The following is an 18,410-nucleotide window of genomic DNA, read 5'->3' as shown; positions in this document are numbered from 1 at the left end:
GTGAGTAAACGCCTTCTTAAGTCAGGCATGATTGTTAGTGCCATGACGCTGGTGTCTCGTGTATTGGGACTGGTACGAGACGTTGTAGTTGCCAACCTTATGGGGGCAGGTGCAAGCGCAGATGTTTTCTTCTTTGCGAATAAGATTCCTAACTTTTTACGTCGCCTGTTTGCTGAAGGCGCTTTTTCTCAAGCATTTGTTCCGGTGTTAACGGAGTACCACGCATCTGGAGATAAAGATAAAACTCGTGATTTAATAGCGAAAGCGTCAGGTACCTTAGGCGTCATTGTGACAATAGTGACGTTATTAGGTGTGATAGGGTCAAGTGTTGTCACTGCACTATTTGGTTTCGGTTGGTTCTTAGATTGGCTGAATGATGGGCCTGCTGCACCTAAGTTTGAGCTTGCCAGCTTGATGCTTAAGATTACCTTCCCTTACTTATGGTTCATCACCTTTGTGGCGTTATCTGGGGCTATTCTCAATACTTTAGGTAAGTTTGCTGTTTCTTCTTTTACCCCCGTTTTTCTAAACGTCATGATTATCCTCTGTGCGTGGTTTATATCTCCAAACCTTGCCCAGCCGGAAATTGGCTTAGCTCTTGGTGTATTCTTAGGTGGTTTTGTCCAGTTTGCCTTTCAATTGCCTTTCTTAATAAAAGAGGGCGTATTGGTAAAACCTAAGTGGGGCTGGCGCGATCCTGGCGTAGTGAAAATCAGAACCTTGATGATTCCAGCCTTATTCGGTGTGTCGGTTAGCCAAATTAACCTGCTTTTTGACACCTTTATTGCTAGTTTTCTTGCCACGGGCTCGATTAGTTGGCTTTACTACTCCGATAGACTACTTGAGTTCCCTCTAGGCTTGTTTGGAATTGCCATCGCGACGGTTATTCTTCCTGCGCTGTCACGCAAACACGTGGACGCGCATAGTGAAGGATTTGCTAGTACGATGGATTGGGGAGTTCGAATGGTTATCCTATTAGGTCTTCCTGCCATGTTGGGGCTGATGGTGTTAGCCAAGCCGATGCTGATGGTCCTATTTATGCGTGGAGAGTTTACCCCTCACGACGTTCATCAAGCGTCATTGTCACTGCTAGCTTACGCATCTGGCCTGCTTAACTTTATGTTGATTAAGGTGCTGGCCCCGGGTTACTACTCGCGTCAGGATACCAAAACACCAGTGAAGTATGGCATTGTAGCCATGGTGTCTAATATGGTCTTCAATGCTATTTTTGCTTACTTCTATGGTTATGTTGGACTGGCGATGGCAACCGCGTTGTCGGCATTTATCAATATGGCGTTGTTATACCGAGGGCTACACCTACAATGTGTTTACCAGATTAGTCGCCAGACTATCGGTTTTGTGGCACGTTTAGTGATGGCAGCCGTTGTTATGGTGCTAGTGCTTCGTTGGCAGCTACAAGATATGCAGCAATGGTTGACTTGGGGCTTAACAGAGCGTGTGTATACCTTGATCGGATTGATTTTGATCGGCGCTGTGAGTTATCTAGTTAGCCTATTTGTTCTTGGTGTTCGAGCTCGAGATCTAAAAGCAGCGACAGATTAACAATGATTGGTTATAATCCGTCGGTTTCACACTAGTATTATTTCATTAAGCAGGTGGTTTAGTCGTTTCATGGAACTCATTCGAGGCATACATAACCTAAAAAGTCAGCACCATGGCTGTGTGTTAACCATCGGAAACTTCGATGGTGTGCATTTGGGGCACCAACGTGTACTCGAACAGGTGAAGAAGAAAGCATTGCTTTTGGGTTTGCCTGCTGTAGTAATGACTTTTGAACCGCAACCGATGGAATTGTTTGCTAAGGATAAAGCGCCGGCTAGACTGACTCGTCTTCGTGACAAGTTTGAATTGCTTGAAGCAATGCACTTGGATCGTTTGTTGTGCGTTAACTTTAACCGCCGCTTTGCCAGCATGTCACCGGAGTCTTTTATCAAAGACTTGTTGGTGAATAAATTGGGTGTTAAGTTCCTTGTTATCGGCGATGATTTTCGCTTTGGCAAAGGGCGAGAAGGCAACTTCGATATGCTCAAAAAAGCCGGTGAAGAGTTCGGTTTTGAGGTGGTGAATACCGCTAGTTTCTGTGTAGAAGACACTCGTGTGAGCAGTACGGCGATTCGCCAAGCACTAGCAAGTGATCATCTTGATGAGAGTGCAGAAATGTTAGGGCGTCATTATACGCTGTCTGGGAGAGTGGCTCACGGTCAAAAATTGGCGCGTGATTTTGGTTTTCCAACTGCTAACATTTCTTTGAAACGCTATGTGTCACCTGTTCGTGGTGTATACGCTGTGCAGGTGTATGGGGTTGATAGTCAACCGTTACCTGGCATTGCTAATGTTGGTAAAAAGCCAACCGTAGCAGGGACTACCCCAGATTTAGAAGTGCATATTTTCGACTTTGAAGGCAACCTTTATGGCAAGCAAATTGAAGTCGCTTTATTGCATAAAATTCGTGATGAGAAAAAGTTCGAGTCACTTGAGCTGCTTAAGCAGCAAATAGAATTGGATGCTGATGTAGCAAGGGTGTGGCTACGTCAGTTTAAGGGTTAGCGGAAGATTCCACCGCTAACATAATGTCTAACTTTCGCCCAATACAACGGAATTAAGAATCGATGAGTGAGTATAAAGATACCCTGAACCTACCTGAAACAGGGTTTCCTATGCGCGGCAATCTGGCAAATCGTGAGCCAGAAATGCTTAAGCGTTGGTATAAAGAAGATCTTTACGGTGAGATCCGTAAAGCTAAGAAAGGCAAAAAATCCTTCGTGCTGCACGATGGACCTCCATACGCGAACGGTGACATTCACATTGGTCACGCACTAAATAAGATTCTTAAAGACATTATTATTAAATCCAAAACACTTTCAGGTTTTGACGCCCCTTATATTCCTGGTTGGGATTGCCACGGTCTACCAATTGAATTAATGGTAGAAAAGAAAGTAGGCAAACCAGGTCAGAAGGTAACGGCTGCTGAATTCCGCGAAAAATGTCGCACTTATGCGGAAGGCCAAGTTGAAGGTCAAAAAGAGAGCTTCAAACGTCTAGGTATTCTTGGTGAGTGGGATAAGCCTTATCGCACAATGGACTTTGATACTGAAGCGAACATTATTCGTGCGCTTGGCAAAATTGCTGATAAAGGTCACCTATTGAAAGGCTTCAAGCCTGTTCACTGGTGTACAGATTGTGGCAGTGCACTAGCAGAAGCAGAAGTAGAATATAAAGATAAAGTTTCTCCTTCTATTGATGTACGTTTTAAAGCGGCTGATGAAAGCGCGCTTATCTCTAAATTCTCATTGAATGAAGGTCATGAAGGTCAAGGTGATATTTCAATCATCATCTGGACAACAACACCTTGGACTCTGCCAGCAAACCGAGCAGTCTGTCTACGTGATGACTTAGAGTACGTATTGATTCAAACAGAAGGCGACAACCCAGAGCGTATTATCGTTGCGTCTGAGTTAGCAAAAGATGTGATGGATCGTGCTGGTATCGAGCACTTCCATAATCTAGGTTTTGCGAAAGGTGCAGATCTTGAGTTATCTCAGTTCAACCACCCATTCTATGACTTTACAGTACCAGCTATTCTTGGTGATCACGTAACTACCGATTCTGGTACTGGTGTGGTGCATACAGCACCTGGCCACGGCCAAGAAGACTTTGCAGTAGGCCAAAAATATGGTCTAGAAGTTGCGAACCCTGTAGGTTCTAACGGTGTTTATCTACCTGACACTGAGCTATTTGCTGGTCAGCATGTATTTAAAGCTAACGACGCTGTGGTAGAAGTACTTAAAGAAAAAGGTGCGCTACTGCATCACCATGCTTACGAGCACAGCTACCCACACTGCTGGCGTCATAAAACGCCAATCATCTTCCGAGCAACACCACAATGGTTCGTATCAATGGACCAAGCTGGCCTTCGTGCTAAAGCACTAGAGTCAATTAAAGGTGTTGAGTGGATGCCTGAGTGGGGCCAAAGCCGTATCGAAGGTATGATTGAAGGTCGCCCTGAGTGGTGTATCTCTCGTCAGCGTACATGGGGTGTGCCAATTGCTTTGTTTGTTCACAAAGAAACTGCTGAGCTTCATCCGAATTCGCTAGAGCTTATCGAAAAAGTAGCTCAGCTTGTTGAACAAAAAGGCATTCAAGCTTGGTGGGATGTTGAGCCTGCTGAACTATTAGGTGATGAAGCCGACAACTACGAGAAAGTGCTTGATACACTAGACGTATGGTTCGACTCAGGTGTGACACACTACTCTGTTGTGGATGCACGTGAAGAATATAACGGCAATAGTGCTGACCTATATCTAGAAGGTTCTGACCAACACCGTGGTTGGTTCCAATCGTCGCTAATTACGTCTATTGCGATGAAAGACGAAGCACCATACAAGCAAGTGCTGACTCATGGCTTTGTGGTTGATGGTCACGGCCGTAAGATGTCGAAATCTATCGGCAACGTTGTAGCTCCAAAAGATGTTACCAACAAACTGGGTGCGGATATCCTTCGTCTGTGGGTAGCTTCAACAGACTACACTGGTGAAGTGGCGGTTTCTGATGAAATCCTTAAGCGTTCTGCTGATGCTTATCGTCGTATTCGTAACACAGCCCGTTTCTTCCTAGCGAACCTAAATGGCTTCAACCCAGAAACGGATCTTGTTCCTGCTGATGAAATGGTAGCACTTGACCGTTGGGCGGTTGGTCGTGCGCTAGCTGCACAAGAAGAGATTGTGAAAGCTTACGGTGAGTACAACACGCACGCCGTAACACAGCGTTTAATGCAGTTCTGCTCTATCGAGATGGGCTCTTTCTATCTTGACGTGATCAAAGACCGTCAATATACAGCGAAACTTGGTGGTCACGCACAGCGTAGCTGTCAAACTGCTCTTTACTACATCGTAGAAGCACTGGTTCGTTGGATGGCGCCAATCATGTCGTTCACAGCAGACGAAATCTGGAATGAAATGCCGGGTCAACGTGACAAGTTTGTGTTTGCAGGTGAGTGGTTCGATGGCCTATTTGGCCTTGCTGAAGGCGAAGAGCTAAGCAACGAATTCTGGACTGAAATCCAGTCAGTTCGTAACGCGGTGAACAAGCAACTTGAATCTGCACGTGCAGAAAAGATCATCGGTGGTGCACTGCAAGCAGAAGTCACTCTATATGCAGACGATACGCTGACGGCAACCATCAACAAGCTTGAAGATGAGCTTCGTTTTGTGCTTCTTACTTCAGCAGCAACAGTTAAGCCGCTATCAGAGAAAACTGACGCTGCGAAAGAGACGGAAGTTGAAGGTCTGTTTGTTGAAGTTAAGGCAACGGAAAACGAGAAATGTGACCGTTGTTGGCACCACACTCCAGATGTAGGCACGATCGAAGGTCACGAGAAGATTTGTGGTCGCTGTGTTTCGAACATCGCAGGTGAAGGTGAAGTTCGTAAGTTTGCTTAATTGACAGTAAGTCAACGGAACTTTTAACTAATATGACAGCCCCAGTTTTTACTGGGGCTATTTTTAGCTAGTACTTTTCTTATGCTTGTTTAAGCATGACAATTTAAGGATTGGAATGAGCGAAACAACAATTACCTTTAAGCAATCGGGTATGCGCTGGCTTTGGTTAGCCATTGTCATTTTTATTGCCGACATTAGCATCAAGCTGGTTGTTATGGACAACATGGGATATGGCTGGGCAAATCGCATTGAAATCCTGCCATTTTTCAATTTACTGTACGTTCACAACTATGGCGCTGCGTTTAGCTTTCTAAGCGAACAAGCGGGATGGCAACGTTGGCTGTTCACTGGTATTGCGTTTATTGTTACGGGGCTATTAACCTATTGGATGAGCAAACTCCCAGCGAAAGAAAAGTGGAACAATATTGCGTATGCCATGATCATTGGCGGGGCGGTTGGTAATGTTTTTGACCGTGTTGTACATGGTTTTGTTGTTGATTACCTAGACTTTTACTGGGGAACATACCATTGGCCAGCTTTCAATTTAGCTGATATGGCTATCTGTATCGGTGCCGGTATGATTATCATCGATAGCTTTCGCAACAAAGAGGCTAAGTAATAATTGCCAATAACCTTAAGCGCTGTGCGTTGATATGCACGGCGCTTTTTTATATAACAATAGCGATAACGAAACGACAAATAACAAAGAGCAATACTAAGACTCTTTGAGAGCAAAGGAAGCAGTAACGTGAGTAAAATTTCCCAAGATAGTGCGGTCACTCTACATTTTACCATTAAATTGAAGGATGGCTCAGTCGCAGATAGCACCCATAATATGGGCAAGCCCGCTAAATTTATTATTGGTGATGGAAGTTTAAGTGAGAACTTTGAAAGTTGCCTGATCGGTTTATCAGTAAACGAGAACAAAGCTATCGAGTTGAAAGCAGAAGACGCTTTTGGTATGCCGAATCCAGACAATATTCATCATATGGACAGAGCGAAGTTTGTGGGTGACTCTGAGGTGGAAGTCGGTACAATAATGGCCTTCTCTGGTCCTGATGGTATGGAAATTCCAGGTATTATTACCGATATTGCAGGTGATTCTGTAACGGTTGATTTTAATCACCCGTTGGCCGGACAAGACGTGACATTTGAAGTGGAAATTCTCGAAGTAGAATAGCAAGCAGAGTAAGTAGAAGCGGTTGATCAATGAGTAATGAAATGAAAATTAAATTAGCTAACCCACGAGGCTTTTGCGCCGGCGTAGACAGAGCAATCAGTATTGTGGAGCGTGCTTTAGAAATGTATCAGCCGCCAATTTATGTTCGTCATGAAGTGGTTCATAACCGATTTGTGGTAGAAGGTCTAAAACAGCGTGGTGCGATCTTCGTGGAAGAGCTCAGCGAAGTGCCAGACGATAATATTGTTATATTTTCTGCTCATGGCGTCTCCCAAGCGGTTCGTAAAGAAGCTAAGCAACGTGCTCTCACTGTGTTTGATGCGACGTGTCCTCTGGTAACGAAAGTTCATATGGAAGTAGCACGCGCCAGTCGTAAAAGTATGGAAGTTGTTCTTATTGGTCATGCTGGTCATCCAGAAGTGGAAGGCACAATGGGGCAATACTCTAGTGAGACAGGTGGCATGTACCTTGTTGAGCGACCAGAAGATGTTCTTACACTTAAGGTAAACGATCCAACCAACCTTCATTATGTAAGCCAAACGACCTTATCTGTGGATGAAACGGCCGATGTGATTGAAAAGTTGCGTGAAGTGTTCCCTGAGATTCAAGGGCCTCGCAAAGATGATATTTGCTACGCGACACAAAACCGTCAAGATGCAGTCCGAGAGCTAGCACAAGCAGTGGATGTGATGGTTGTTGTTGGTTCAACAAACTCATCGAACTCCACTCGTCTTAAAGAACTTGCGGAAAAGCTAGGGACACCGGCTTATCTCACTGATACTCCAGACTTGATTGAGGCGTCTTGGTTTGAAAGTAAGGGGTTAGTGGGCGTAACGGCGGGCGCTTCAGCTCCTGAAGAGCTCGTGAATCAGATCATTGATAAAATTAAAGACTTGGGTGCTGATGATGTTGAAGAAGTATTAGGCAGAGAAGAAAACATGTTCTTTGAAGTCCCTAGAGAGCTGCAAATCAAGCAGGTTGATTAATAAAAAAACGCCGCATCATAATGCGGCGTTTTTTTATTAATTATTGAAATTACCATGGCGGCTTTCTAAAGCATTGCGTAAAGATTACGAAAGGTAAAAAATCGTTTCAACTACGATAATCACCTTTACTCATTGACGAATTTTGGTATCCTAGCGCCGCTATCGAATCGATAGTTTTTTCGGAGATAACTATGAACAATACCGACCATCCTCCTAGTATCAAGGGAGAAAAGTAACAACTCGTCGGTAATTGCGATCTTCGTACCTACCTTCGAGGTAGGGCTCCTTTCCTTTTAATAACTTATCGTTATTTTTCTCCTTTCTGCTATTTCGTTAAGACGTCTGCACATTCGCGTGTAAGGCTATTATTTTGACGTTTGATGGTCGTTACCAACGCTAATCGGGAGATTCGCCATGACGGTAATGAACAATACTTATATTGAGAATGCACCACTGTTTTCAGAAGAAGAAATTAGTGCAGCAACTCAAGCATTTTTGAAATACGACACACCACAGCAATTGAACCTATTGACCGTGATGCCAATAGACGAAGCCGTTGGCGTGTTGCAACACTGTGCTTTAGGGCAGGTGCAATATTTAATCGAACAACTCGACTTACAAGGCCATGATAGACGAGCCAGGCATTTTGCTCACCAATTGGGACTGATTCACTCTGAAGCAGAGACCACTGGTGGTTATCTGACAACAGGTGTTATGGAACACGTAAAGCAACGCATTGGTTGGATCATTACGTTGGCACTGTTAGGGATTGTCTCGGGCCTTATTATAGCTCAGTACGAAGATACGCTTAGCCAGCTAGTACTGCTAGCGGTCTATATGCCTGTAATAGCCGCAGCTGGTGGTAACACTGGTACCCAAGCGGCGACATTGGTGATCCGCGCTCTAGCAACAGGAGAGCTAAGAAAGCGTCAGTGGCTAGAGGTACTTTGGAAAGAAAGCCGAGTCGCAGTCTGTCTTGCTGCGGCGGTTGCTTTAGTTATGGTTGGCCGAATTCTCGTCTTTGGTGATGTGAACTCAGCCGGTGGCTTTGACATTCATTTAATTGCCATGGCCATTGCAGTAGCGTTGTTTATTCAGGTAACGGTATCAACGACCCTAGGTGGTGTGCTGCCTATTATTGCTCGAGTCTTTAAACTAGACCCAGCAGTACTGGTGAGCCCAGTACTGGCTTCGATTGTTGATATTTCAGGGATGTGGATTTACTTCACTGTTGTGAATCACTTCTTAGGTTTATCTTAAATCTGCCTAAAGAGTCACTTAAGTAAAGCGCAGCTAAGGCTGCGCTTTGTTTTTTGAACGTCCCAAAGAGTAGCTATAGTCTACTACTTGACGATAGTAGCTCTGCTCAAACTGCGTTAACGGTGAAATAGTGGGAGTTTTAGTTTTTGGTTTTTGAGGGTGATAGTCGGTGACAAACTGCACAAATAGACTCTCTGGTTTCCCCTTATCATCAAGGCCATATCCCATCATATTGTAAGTTCCGAATAGCGACCCACTTTTGGCGATAAGCGCGCCTTTGATAGGAGCCTTTCTCATACTAGAGCGATATTTCAATGTGCCATTGTTACCGGAAACGGGCATAAGCTTGATGAGTTTTAACGTGCTGTCATTATCATAGATGTAGCGCAATACTTGCTGCATCTGGTTGGCTGTAAGGCGATTATTGCGTGAAAGCCCAGAGCCATCTTCAAGCACGGCAGATTGAATGTCGATACCTGCTTTAGTCTTCAAAATCTCTTTAATTGCCGCTGTTCCGTTATTAAATGAGCCCGCTTGCCCATAATAGCGAGCGCCGAGTGTTTTGGTGATATTGTCGGCATAGAGGTTGTTGGAGTCCTGAAGCATCACGGCCAATAACTCAGGAAGAGGTTTTGAGCGTTGGATAAATAGTGGCTGCTCATTCGCTACCTCAGGATTACCCATCTTTATTTCACCTTTAAGATTCATTCCTAAACGCTTGAGCTCTGTTTTGATGACTTCTGAGGTAAATAAATCGGGTGAGGCGACAGCAAATTTAAGTGGTAAGGGCGAGCTCCTATTGACCACACAGCCATCAATTGAGTAATGATTTTGTCCATCAAATTGAAGTTCGAGGTCGCAGTGAGCTTGTTCTTGATCTTGTTTAGAAAGACTAACGGCAGAAGTAGAGACAGTAATAGGCTGATGAGCAGGAACATTTACCCGCGTAGTGCCATCTTTATTGGTATAAAGTGCACCTTGGACACAGTTGCCATCTAAGGTGATCGCTGAAGATGGGGCACTATAACAGACACCAAGAATATCCCATGGCCACCCTACAGCTCTTTCGTATCCACTGAACACTGTATCATCAAGCCATATCGTATCGATGTTCTTGCCGACACTTGATTTAGCTTCTTTTAGCATCGTTCTTAGTGCTTCGCGACTAAAAGTTGGATCGCCTGTATAGCGAATAATTAAGGTGTTTTTAGAGTGTGATAACACTGTTTCAAAACGAAAATTATTGGGTAGCGCCAGCTTTGCTGCGAGCGCAGTGACCACTTTAAGCGTGCTAGCGGGAGGAAAAAACTGGTCGGCATCTAGTGAGATGAGCGTTTCTGTTGGTGAATGTAATGGCGCCAAAAGTAATGCGTTGCGGCTACCATCTGGTAAGTACTGAGTCGCGTCGACACCAGTAGCGAAAGAGGAAAAAGGTAGCATCATTAATGCAGTGAGCAAGCATTTGGATTTCATAAGTCGGTTCGTTAAGTTGGGCTTATTTTTAATGTAGGCTAACAACCTATTAAGTCGAGATAAAGTGATAAATTATCAAAGAAATCTATGAAGTTTTTATCTCAAGATAGACAGTGAAATACGATATGCATTTGTTGGACAATATAAGTCTCAACTTAGTTGAGTTGACCTTGCGTATGCTAAGAGACCTAAGCTATATTGTCTTGCTGACCAGTAAGCTTTCGAACTTAAGGCAGAATAGGGCCAGTGTTCACTTCGAAACACACAGGAAACACACAGATAGTCGTCGCAATTGTTAATTTTAAGATGACTGATTGTTTCTAGCATCAATGAACGAATGTGTGAATTTCAGTGATTTGTATACGCACTTTGATTACACTAGGCTTAATCCAGTTATTTTTTAAATTGTACTCAGGCTTGCCTGAGTAGGGTTTTATTGTCCAAAGTCTGCTTTGGAAAAGAGGTTGTTAAAATGGAAAAGGTTCCAATGACTGTACGTGGCGAACAAAAGCTACGTGAAGATTTAGATCGTCTACTTAAGCTTCGCCCACAAATTTCTGAAGCTATCGCTGAAGCTCGTGAGCTAGGTGACCTAAAAGAAAATGCTGAGTACCATGCTGCGCGTGAAGAGCAAGGCATCTGTGAAGCTCAAATTCGTGATATTGAATATAAACTCTCTGTAGCTCAAGTTATTGATGTGACGAAGCTAGATAACTCCGGCAAGATCATCTTCGGCTCTACAGTGACTTTGATTGATATCGATACTGACGCTGAACAGACTTACCAAATTGTTGGTGATGACGAGGCTGATATTAAGTCGGGCCGTATTTCAGTGAGTTCCCCAATTGCACGTGGACTGATTGGCAAAATGGAAGGCGATGAAGTGACTATCGTGACTCCAGGCGGTCAAAAAGATTTTGAAATCGATAAAGTTGCTTATATTTAAGCTGATTTCGCAGAGAAAAAGTCGCCAAGGGCGGCTTTTTTTGTAGATGAGATACGAGTTCAGGATGTAAGAAAAATGAAAAGGCCGCTGTTGCGACCTTTTCCACTTTGAAACAAAATGTTTCAATTAAATCAAACAGTGAGCAAATTATTTGCGTGGCAGTTCGATTTTCTTTTGCTCTGACTGACGGTAAAGAACAAGCGTCTTACCGATAACCTGAACTTTTTCAGCTTTAGTTTCGCGCACAATAGCGTCGATAATCAGTAGCTTAGTTTCACGGTCTTCTGATGCCACTTTCACTTTAATCAGTTCGTGGTGGTCAAGAGCGATTTCTACTTCCGCTAGAACAGCCTCTGTTAGTCCATTTGCGCCTAGAAGCACGACAGGTTTAAGTGCGTGTGCTAGGCCTTTTAGGTGCTGCTTTTGTTTGGTGCTTAGGTTCATAACGCGGCCAAATTTATTTACTATTAGGGTTGAAAAGTCGTATTTTAACGCCATCTAATGACGAAGACTATACTTTATTCTGAGGGCGTGCCCTTATTGAGTTGGAATTTGAATGAGTAAGCAAAAACATTCGGCCAGTTCTGGTCGTTGGTTGAAAGAGCATTTTGATGACAAATATGCGAATGAAGCCAGAAGAAAAGGTTACCGCTCTCGTGCTATCTTTAAGATTGAAGAGATTCAAAATAAAGATAAGCTACTGAAACCTGGGATGACAGTGGTTGACTTAGGCGCTGCTCCCGGTGGCTGGTCTCAATACGCCGCAAAGGTTTTAGGTGATGAAGGGCAGGTAATTGCTTGTGATTTATTGCCGATGGATCCAATATCAGGTGTAAGCTTTCTTCAAGGGGACTTTCGAGAAGAAGCAGTTCTAAATGCACTACTCGAAAGAATCCAACCGGATATGGTCGACGTAGTAATGTCTGATATGGCTCCTAACATGGCAGGAAACTTATCTGTCGATCAGCCTAGAGCAATGTATCTTGTTGAACTAGCATTAGATATGTGTCATCAAACTTTGGCACCAGGCGGCAGTTTCGTAGTGAAAGTGTTCCAAGGTGAAGGATTTGATGAGTACGTCAAACAGGTGCGCGATGCCTTCAAAGTAGTGAAGATTCGCAAACCAGACTCATCTAGAGCTCGCTCTCGTGAGGTGTTTATTGTAGCTAATGGTTTCAAAGGCTGAACATTAGTTTACAAAGACAAAATTAACAATGTAGCTACAGCCGAAAAACTGTAGTACCCTACCTTTAATTACAATTAGTTATCGAGAGGCTGACACCTTGAGTGACATGGCAAAGAATTTAATTTTGTGGTTAGTCATCGCCGTTGTGTTGATGTCGGTATTCCAAAGCTTTGGACCAGGCGAAAGCAACGGTCGAGCGGTAGATTACACCACGTTCGTACAGGAAGTTGGCAATGGCCAGATTCAAGAAGCTCAATTTAAAGACAGCGAGATAACCTTTACTCGCCGTGGCGGTGGCAGTCGCTTTGTGACTTACATGCCAGTTTATGATCAAAAGCTACTTGATGACCTAATTAACCAAAACGTAAAAGTTTCAGGGACACCACCAGAAGAACAAAGCCTGTTGGGCACTATCTTTATCTCATGGTTCCCAATGATTCTTCTTATTGGTGTTTGGATTTTCTTCATGCGTCAAATGCAAGGCGGCGGTGGTAAAGGTGCCATGTCGTTTGGTAAGAGCAAAGCTCGTATGATGAGTGAAGAGCAGATCAAAACCACGTTTGCTGATGTTGCAGGTTGTGATGAAGCAAAAGAAGACGTAAAAGAGCTGGTAGATTACCTACGTGATCCAAGCCGATTCCAGAAATTGGGCGGTAAGATCCCAACTGGTGTTCTAATGGTTGGTCCTCCAGGTACTGGTAAAACGTTGCTTGCTAAAGCTATTGCTGGTGAAGCAAAAGTACCGTTCTTCACTATCTCTGGTTCAGATTTCGTTGAAATGTTCGTTGGTGTGGGTGCATCTCGTGTACGTGACATGTTCGAGCAAGCGAAGAAAGCTGCACCTTGTATTATATTCATCGATGAGATCGATGCGGTAGGTCGTCAGCGTGGCGCTGGTGTTGGTGGTGGTCACGATGAACGTGAACAAACATTGAACCAAATGCTAGTAGAAATGGATGGCTTTGAAGGTAACGAAGGTATCATCGTTATCGCAGCAACTAACCGTCCTGACGTACTTGACCCAGCACTACTTCGCCCTGGTCGTTTTGACCGTCAAGTTGTGGTTGGTCTACCAGATGTACGTGGTCGTGAGCAGATTCTTAAAGTTCATATGCGCAAAGTACCTCTAGCATCAGACGTAGAGCCATCTTTGATTGCACGTGGTACTCCGGGCTTCTCTGGTGCAGACCTTGCAAACCTAGTTAACGAAGCGGCACTATTTGCGGCGCGCGGTAACAAGCGCAATGTATCTATGGTCGAGTTCGAATTAGCGAAAGATAAGATCATGATGGGTGCAGAGCGCCGCTCTATGGTGCTTTCGGAAGAAACCAAAGAGTCGACGGCATACCACGAAGCGGGTCACGCGATCGTTGGTCGTTTGGTTCCTGAACACGATCCAGTGTATAAGGTGTCCATCATTCCACGTGGTCGAGCACTGGGTGTGACTATGTATCTGCCAGAGCAAGATCGTGTGAGTATGTCTCGCCAACACCTAGAGTCTATGATCTCAAGCCTATACGGCGGTCGTCTTGCTGAAGAGCTTATTTACGGTAAAGACAAGGTATCTACAGGTGCATCAAACGATATTGAACGCGCAACTGATATCGCTCGTAAAATGGTTACTCAATGGGGTTTCTCTGAGAAACTTGGGCCTCTTCTGTATGCAGAAGATGAAGGCGAAGTATTCTTGGGTCGCAGTGTAACTCAGACTAAACATATATCTGGTGAAACAGCGAAACTGATTGATGAAGAAGTTCGTTTGATCATCGACCGCAACTATGACCGTGCGAAGAGAATTCTTGAAGAGAACATGGACATCATGCACTCGATGAAAGATGCGCTTGTTAAGTACGAAACCATCGACGCGGGTCAAATCGATGACCTAATGGAACGTAAAGATGACATTCGTGAGCCAGCGGGTTGGGGTGACCAAGCTAAATCTCAGCAGGAAAGTGCTCCAGAGCCAAAAGCGGAAGCGAAACCGCAACAAGCTGAGCCTAAAGTCGAAGAGTCTGCACCAGCGGTTGACTCCGATGCTAAGGCTGAAAAAGTAGATTCTGAAACTACGAAGAAAGATTCAGAATAAGCAGTAATAAATAAGCCCCGAGTTTTGCTCGGGGCTTTTCTTGTTTATGGCAACTATGATTTTAAAAGCAAACAATAAATCCCTCCCTTTGGATCGCCCACATGTCATGGGTATCGTCAATGTTACCCCTGATTCGTTTTCTGATGGTGGTAAATTCAATTCTATCGATGCAGCTTTGACTCAGGTTGAATCTATGATTCAAGCCGGTGTATCGATCATCGATATCGGTGGCGAGTCAACACGTCCTGGTGCGCCAGATGTGACACTTGAGGAAGAATTATCACGCGTAATTCCGATTATCCAAGCGATTCGTGAACGTTACGATGTCTGGATCTCAATCGATACCAGTAAAGCTGAAGTGATGCAAAAGGCAATTGAAGCGGGTGCGGATATCATCAATGACGTTCGAGCACTGCAAGAGCCTGGAGCGCTTCAAGTCGCAGCTGATGCAGGCGTTCCTATTTGCTTAATGCACATGCAAGGCCAGCCTAGGACAATGCAAACGAATCCAACTTATAACGATTTACTTGGAGACGTCGCTGAGTTTCTAGAACAGCGCATCAAGGCTTGTGAGGAAGTGGGAATCAAAAAAGATCAATTGATTCTTGACCCTGGATTTGGTTTTGGTAAAACGCTAGAGCATAATTATCACCTTCTGGCTCACCTGGAGAAATTTCACCAGTTTGGTCTGCCAATACTGGCGGGCATGTCGAGAAAGTCGATGATCTTTAAATTACTTGATAAAGCACCAGCAGACTGTCTTGCAGGGAGCTTAGCTTGCGCGACGCTTGCCGCAGCTAAAGGTGCGCAAATTATTCGTGTGCACGATGCAGAAGAAACCATCGAAGCGATGAAAATCGTCCAGATGATGCAATCAAATATATAAGAATAAAATTAGGGAAATACTATGTCACAACGACGTTATTTTGGTACTGATGGTATTCGTGGAAAGGTCGGTCAATTTCCGATCACTCCAGACTTTGTACTAAAACTCGGTTGGGCTGCCGGCCGAGTACTTGCGAAACAAGGCACTAAAAAGGTTATCATCGGTAAAGATACTCGTATCTCTGGTTACATGTTGGAGTCTGCCTTGGAAGCAGGTCTTTCTGCGGCGGGTCTAAAAGCTATTTTCACAGGCCCATTGCCAACGCCAGCCGTTGCATACCTTACTCAGACGTTTCGTGCCGAAGCTGGTATCGTGATTTCAGCGTCACACAACCCATATTACGACAACGGTATTAAGTTCTTCTCTTCGGAAGGCACGAAATTGCCGGACGCGATTGAACTGGCTATTGAAGAAGAGCTCGACAAAGATATTGAATGTGTTGAATCTGCTGAGTTGGGTAAAGCAAGCCGTCTAAGTGATGCCGCTGGCCGTTATATTGAGTTTTGTAAAAGTACTTTCCCACATGATCTGAGCCTAGCGGGATTAAAAATCGTTCTAGATTGTGCTCATGGTGCGACGTACAAAATTGCACCGTCTGTGTTTGCCGAATTAGGTGCTGATATCATTACGATGGGTGTTGAGCCAAATGGAACGAACATCAATCACGAAGTAGGTGCAACGGATGTACGTGCCTTACAAGCTCGAGTGGTAGCTGAAAAAGCAGATATTGGCTTAGCGTTTGATGGTGATGGTGACCGTATTATTATGGTTGATCACCTAGGCAATAAAGTCGATGGCGACCAAATCGCTTATATTATTGCTCGCGATGCACTGCGCCGCGGTGAACTTAAAGGCGGTGTTGTTGGTACATTGATGACCAACTTAGGGATGGAAAACGGTCTTAAGCAGTTAGGAATTCCTTTTGTTCGCGCAGCAGTTGGTGACCGTTACGTAATGGAGCAACTGTTAGAGAAAGGTTGGCGTATTGGTGCTGAAAACTCTGGGCACGTTATTCTACTTGATAAAGTCACCACTGGTGATGCGATTGTTGCAGCACTGCAAGTACTGGCTTCTATCGTTGGTGCGAAAATGTCACTCAATGAACTAGCAAGTGGCATGACGCTTTATCCGCAAGTACTGATTAATGTTCGTTTTAGCGGTGATGCAAATCCATTGGAAGCGGATGCTGTTATTGCTGCGGTGAAGAAAGCAGAAGCAGATCTAGGTGATAAAGGTCGAGTACTTCTGCGTAAATCAGGTACTGAACCTCTGCTGCGAGTTATGGTTGAAGGTGAGGACGAAACTTTGGTTAACGATTCAGCTCAGTACATTGCCGATATTGTAAAAGAAAACTGCTAACCTTCGTAGGCTATTGTATTTAACAAGAACCAAAAATTGCTTTTGGTTCTTGTTTGTTTTCTATATGATTAACCGCTTCTTCTTTACGATAATTGAGCTTTCGCCTTTTTTTTGAGCGGTTAACGGCTCGGCGAAAGATTTTTGTCATTTTTCTCTTGTCAGTCAGTGCGGCATTCGCTAGTATTGCCACCGCCTTCTCTTAGGAGGTCATAGCCAGGTTTTCAATGCATGTAGCAATGAAAGCAGCGCTGGCTCAACAATTTGGAACATAGGTGGACAAATGATTCAAGTTCTACTTGTGATTTACCTGTTGGCTGCGCTTGGTGTTATTGGCCTAGTGTTAATTCAACAAGGTAAAGGCGCAGATATGGGAGCCTCATTCGGTGCTGGCGCGTCAAACACTGTGTTTGGTGCTAGTGGCTCAGGGAATTTCCTAACCCGAATGACTGCAATTTTTGCAATCGTATTTTTTGTTATCAGCTTAGTACTTGGCAACATGTACACTCACAAAGGTGAGTCTCAATGGGTTGACCCTTCTCAAGGTCAAGTTGTTGAACAGCAAGTTGATGCAGCGAGTGATGTTCCTGCTAAAAGCAGTGATGAAATCCCTCAATAAGTTAATTGCTATTTATTAGACGATTAACTTAAATGCCGAGATGGTGAAATTGGTAGACACGCTAGCATGAGGTGCTAGTGCCTTTGGTGTGAGGGTTCGAGTCCCTCTCTCGGCACCATTATTTATAAACTTGTAATACAGTTTGGTGAGCGTATAATGCTCAGCAAGTCGGACGCGGGGTGGAGCAGCTTGGTAGCTCGTCGGGCTCATAACCCGAAGGTCGTCGGTTCAAATCCGGCCCCCGCAACCAATACTTTCTAAGTGTTGATGGATTGCAAGTTTAGCAGTGTGAAAAAATCACTGCACACTAAGAAAACACTGACTACTATGTGTAGAGTGTTACTTTTTCTTAGTGATCAGGGTCCAGCAACAAACAACCCCGACTTTCGGGGTTTTTTGTTATTTGAGCTTTTTGAAACGCTCGAATAAATGCTTGGAATTTAAATTGGGCTATATGCCCTTTTTTTGTTTCTGGAGTGGTTAAATGACTGGTTTAGAAAGACAACTTACAGAATTGCTCGAAGCGCCTGTTGAGGCACTTGGCTACGAGCTTGTTGGTTTAGAGTTCATCCGTGCTGGTGAGCATTCTACCCTTCGTATCTATATCGACCATGAAGATGGTATTACTGTTGATGCTTGCGCAGAAGTAAGTCATCAAGTAAGTGCAGTAATGGATGTTGAAGACCCAATTACGGTGGCTTATAACCTAGAGGTGTCTTCACCAGGCTTAGAAAGACCACTTTTCAAAGCAGCACACTACGAACAATTTATTGGTCACGAGGTCAGCATCGTTCTGAAAATGGCTGTGGGTAACCGTCGTAAATGGAAAGGTACAATCCAATCTATTGAAGGCGAGACTGTCACAATCATTGTTGACGGCAACGAAGAAGAAATGGCACTGAGTAACATTTCTAAAGCTAACCTGATCCCTAAATTTTAGGTCCCTAATAATAAAAGCTTAGAGGCTAGATAA

At 44.2% G+C, this 18,410-nt stretch carries 16 protein-coding genes and 2 tRNA genes; 16 read left to right on the top strand and 2 right to left on the bottom strand.

Features of this window, described 5'->3' with window-relative positions; translation table 11 throughout:
• The 7 genes from murJ (at position 1) to L2W36_RS01075 (ending at position 8,885) form a co-directional block, all read left to right on the top strand.
• Positions 1-1,563, top strand: a complete 1,563-nt coding sequence (gene murJ / locus L2W36_RS01105) for a murein biosynthesis integral membrane protein MurJ (RefSeq protein WP_038225514.1) — start codon at positions 1-3, stop codon at positions 1,561-1,563.
• A gap of 69 nt (positions 1,564-1,632) precedes the next feature.
• Positions 1,633-2,568 carry a bifunctional riboflavin kinase/FAD synthetase gene (gene ribF / locus L2W36_RS01100; protein WP_038225512.1) on the top strand — a complete coding sequence of 312 codons (936 nt, stop codon included), beginning with the start codon at positions 1,633-1,635 and terminating at the stop codon, positions 2,566-2,568.
• A 62-nt stretch (positions 2,569-2,630) separates the two neighbouring features.
• Positions 2,631-5,459: an isoleucine--tRNA ligase gene (ileS, locus tag L2W36_RS01095; protein ID WP_006075371.1), complete on the top strand. Its 2,829-nt coding sequence runs from the start codon at positions 2,631-2,633 to the stop codon at positions 5,457-5,459.
• A gap of 115 nt (positions 5,460-5,574) precedes the next feature.
• A complete protein-coding gene (gene lspA, locus L2W36_RS01090; RefSeq protein ID WP_236109130.1) occupies positions 5,575-6,078 on the top strand; it encodes a signal peptidase II in 504 nt (167 codons plus the stop codon).
• Positions 6,079-6,207: 129 nt separating this feature from the next.
• Positions 6,208-6,639 carry an FKBP-type peptidyl-prolyl cis-trans isomerase gene (gene fkpB, locus L2W36_RS01085; protein ID WP_038225509.1) on the top strand — a complete coding sequence of 144 codons (432 nt, stop codon included), beginning with the start codon at positions 6,208-6,210 and terminating at the stop codon, positions 6,637-6,639.
• A gap of 29 nt (positions 6,640-6,668) precedes the next feature.
• Positions 6,669-7,625 (top strand): 4-hydroxy-3-methylbut-2-enyl diphosphate reductase, encoded by a 957-nt coding sequence (gene ispH / locus L2W36_RS01080; protein ID WP_081836341.1) that lies wholly within the window; start codon positions 6,669-6,671, stop codon positions 7,623-7,625.
• A gap of 414 nt (positions 7,626-8,039) precedes the next feature.
• A complete protein-coding gene (locus tag L2W36_RS01075) occupies positions 8,040-8,885 on the top strand; it encodes a magnesium transporter (RefSeq protein ID WP_006075367.1) in 846 nt (281 codons plus the stop codon).
• A 33-nt stretch (positions 8,886-8,918) separates the two neighbouring features.
• Here L2W36_RS01075 and dacB read toward each other — a convergent pair whose 3' ends face one another.
• Entirely contained in the window at positions 8,919-10,358 is a 1,440-nt protein-coding gene (dacB, locus tag L2W36_RS01070; RefSeq protein ID WP_236109129.1) for a serine-type D-Ala-D-Ala carboxypeptidase, read from the bottom strand.
• 472 nt (positions 10,359-10,830) lie between these two features.
• On the opposite strand from dacB, the gene greA reads away from it, so the two are divergent.
• A complete protein-coding gene (gene greA, locus L2W36_RS01065; RefSeq protein ID WP_006075365.1) occupies positions 10,831-11,304 on the top strand; it encodes a transcription elongation factor GreA in 474 nt (157 codons plus the stop codon).
• 147 nt (positions 11,305-11,451) lie between these two features.
• Here the strand turns inward: greA and yhbY are convergent, their stop codons facing one another.
• Positions 11,452-11,748: a ribosome assembly RNA-binding protein YhbY gene (gene yhbY / locus L2W36_RS01060; RefSeq protein ID WP_038225582.1), complete on the bottom strand. Its 297-nt coding sequence runs from the start codon at positions 11,746-11,748 to the stop codon at positions 11,452-11,454.
• Positions 11,749-11,860: 112 nt separating this feature from the next.
• On the opposite strand from yhbY, the gene rlmE reads away from it, so the two are divergent.
• The 8 genes from rlmE (at position 11,861) to rimP (ending at position 18,377) form a co-directional block, all read left to right on the top strand.
• Positions 11,861-12,490: a 23S rRNA (uridine(2552)-2'-O)-methyltransferase RlmE gene (gene rlmE / locus L2W36_RS01055; protein ID WP_038225504.1), complete on the top strand. Its 630-nt coding sequence runs from the start codon at positions 11,861-11,863 to the stop codon at positions 12,488-12,490.
• A 106-nt stretch (positions 12,491-12,596) separates the two neighbouring features.
• Positions 12,597-14,576 carry an ATP-dependent zinc metalloprotease FtsH gene (gene ftsH, locus L2W36_RS01050; RefSeq protein ID WP_124940659.1) on the top strand — a complete coding sequence of 660 codons (1,980 nt, stop codon included), beginning with the start codon at positions 12,597-12,599 and terminating at the stop codon, positions 14,574-14,576.
• A 55-nt stretch (positions 14,577-14,631) separates the two neighbouring features.
• Complete coding sequence (gene folP / locus L2W36_RS01045; RefSeq protein WP_038225500.1) at positions 14,632-15,462, top strand: dihydropteroate synthase; 831 nt, start codon at positions 14,632-14,634, stop codon at positions 15,460-15,462.
• Positions 15,463-15,483: 21 nt separating this feature from the next.
• A complete protein-coding gene (gene glmM / locus L2W36_RS01040) occupies positions 15,484-16,821 on the top strand; it encodes a phosphoglucosamine mutase (protein ID WP_236109128.1) in 1,338 nt (445 codons plus the stop codon).
• A 280-nt stretch (positions 16,822-17,101) separates the two neighbouring features.
• On the top strand, positions 17,102-17,437 hold the full coding sequence (secG, locus tag L2W36_RS01035) for a preprotein translocase subunit SecG (RefSeq protein WP_006075643.1): 336 nt from the start codon (positions 17,102-17,104) through the stop codon (positions 17,435-17,437).
• Between the two features lie 34 nt (positions 17,438-17,471).
• Positions 17,472-17,555, top strand: a tRNA-Leu gene (locus tag L2W36_RS01030).
• A gap of 55 nt (positions 17,556-17,610) precedes the next feature.
• Positions 17,611-17,687, top strand: a tRNA-Met gene (locus tag L2W36_RS01025).
• Positions 17,688-17,921: 234 nt separating this feature from the next.
• On the top strand, positions 17,922-18,377 hold the full coding sequence (gene rimP, locus L2W36_RS01020) for a ribosome maturation factor RimP (RefSeq protein ID WP_006072042.1): 456 nt from the start codon (positions 17,922-17,924) through the stop codon (positions 18,375-18,377).
• Positions 18,378-18,410: the final 33 nt, after the last annotated feature.

The organism is Vibrio sp. McD22-P3 (genome assembly GCF_021568915.1).
Taxonomy (GTDB): domain Bacteria; phylum Pseudomonadota; class Gammaproteobacteria; order Enterobacterales; family Vibrionaceae; genus Vibrio; species Vibrio mediterranei.
The sequence above is the reverse complement of the archived record's forward strand: the minus strand, read 5'-3'. Positions and strand labels throughout refer to the sequence as shown.

Coding starts and splice junctions, on each gene's coding strand:
- L2W36_RS01075 (WP_006075367.1), top strand. CDS start 8,040: ATGACGGTAATGAACAATACTTATATTGAGAATGCACCACTGTTTTCA.
- greA (WP_006075365.1), top strand. CDS start 10,831: ATGGAAAAGGTTCCAATGACTGTACGTGGCGAACAAAAGCTACGTGAA.
- folP (WP_038225500.1), top strand. CDS start 14,632: ATGATTTTAAAAGCAAACAATAAATCCCTCCCTTTGGATCGCCCACAT.
- dacB (WP_236109129.1), bottom strand. CDS start 10,358: ATGAAATCCAAATGCTTGCTCACTGCATTAATGATGCTACCTTTTTCC.
- yhbY (WP_038225582.1), bottom strand. CDS start 11,748: ATGAACCTAAGCACCAAACAAAAGCAGCACCTAAAAGGCCTAGCACAC.
- ileS (WP_006075371.1), top strand. CDS start 2,631: ATGAGTGAGTATAAAGATACCCTGAACCTACCTGAAACAGGGTTTCCT.
- rlmE (WP_038225504.1), top strand. CDS start 11,861: ATGAGTAAGCAAAAACATTCGGCCAGTTCTGGTCGTTGGTTGAAAGAG.
- glmM (WP_236109128.1), top strand. CDS start 15,484: ATGTCACAACGACGTTATTTTGGTACTGATGGTATTCGTGGAAAGGTC.
- lspA (WP_236109130.1), top strand. CDS start 5,575: ATGAGCGAAACAACAATTACCTTTAAGCAATCGGGTATGCGCTGGCTT.
- ftsH (WP_124940659.1), top strand. CDS start 12,597: ATGGCAAAGAATTTAATTTTGTGGTTAGTCATCGCCGTTGTGTTGATG.
- ribF (WP_038225512.1), top strand. CDS start 1,633: ATGGAACTCATTCGAGGCATACATAACCTAAAAAGTCAGCACCATGGC.
- secG (WP_006075643.1), top strand. CDS start 17,102: ATGATTCAAGTTCTACTTGTGATTTACCTGTTGGCTGCGCTTGGTGTT.
- ispH (WP_081836341.1), top strand. CDS start 6,669: ATGAGTAATGAAATGAAAATTAAATTAGCTAACCCACGAGGCTTTTGC.
- rimP (WP_006072042.1), top strand. CDS start 17,922: ATGACTGGTTTAGAAAGACAACTTACAGAATTGCTCGAAGCGCCTGTT.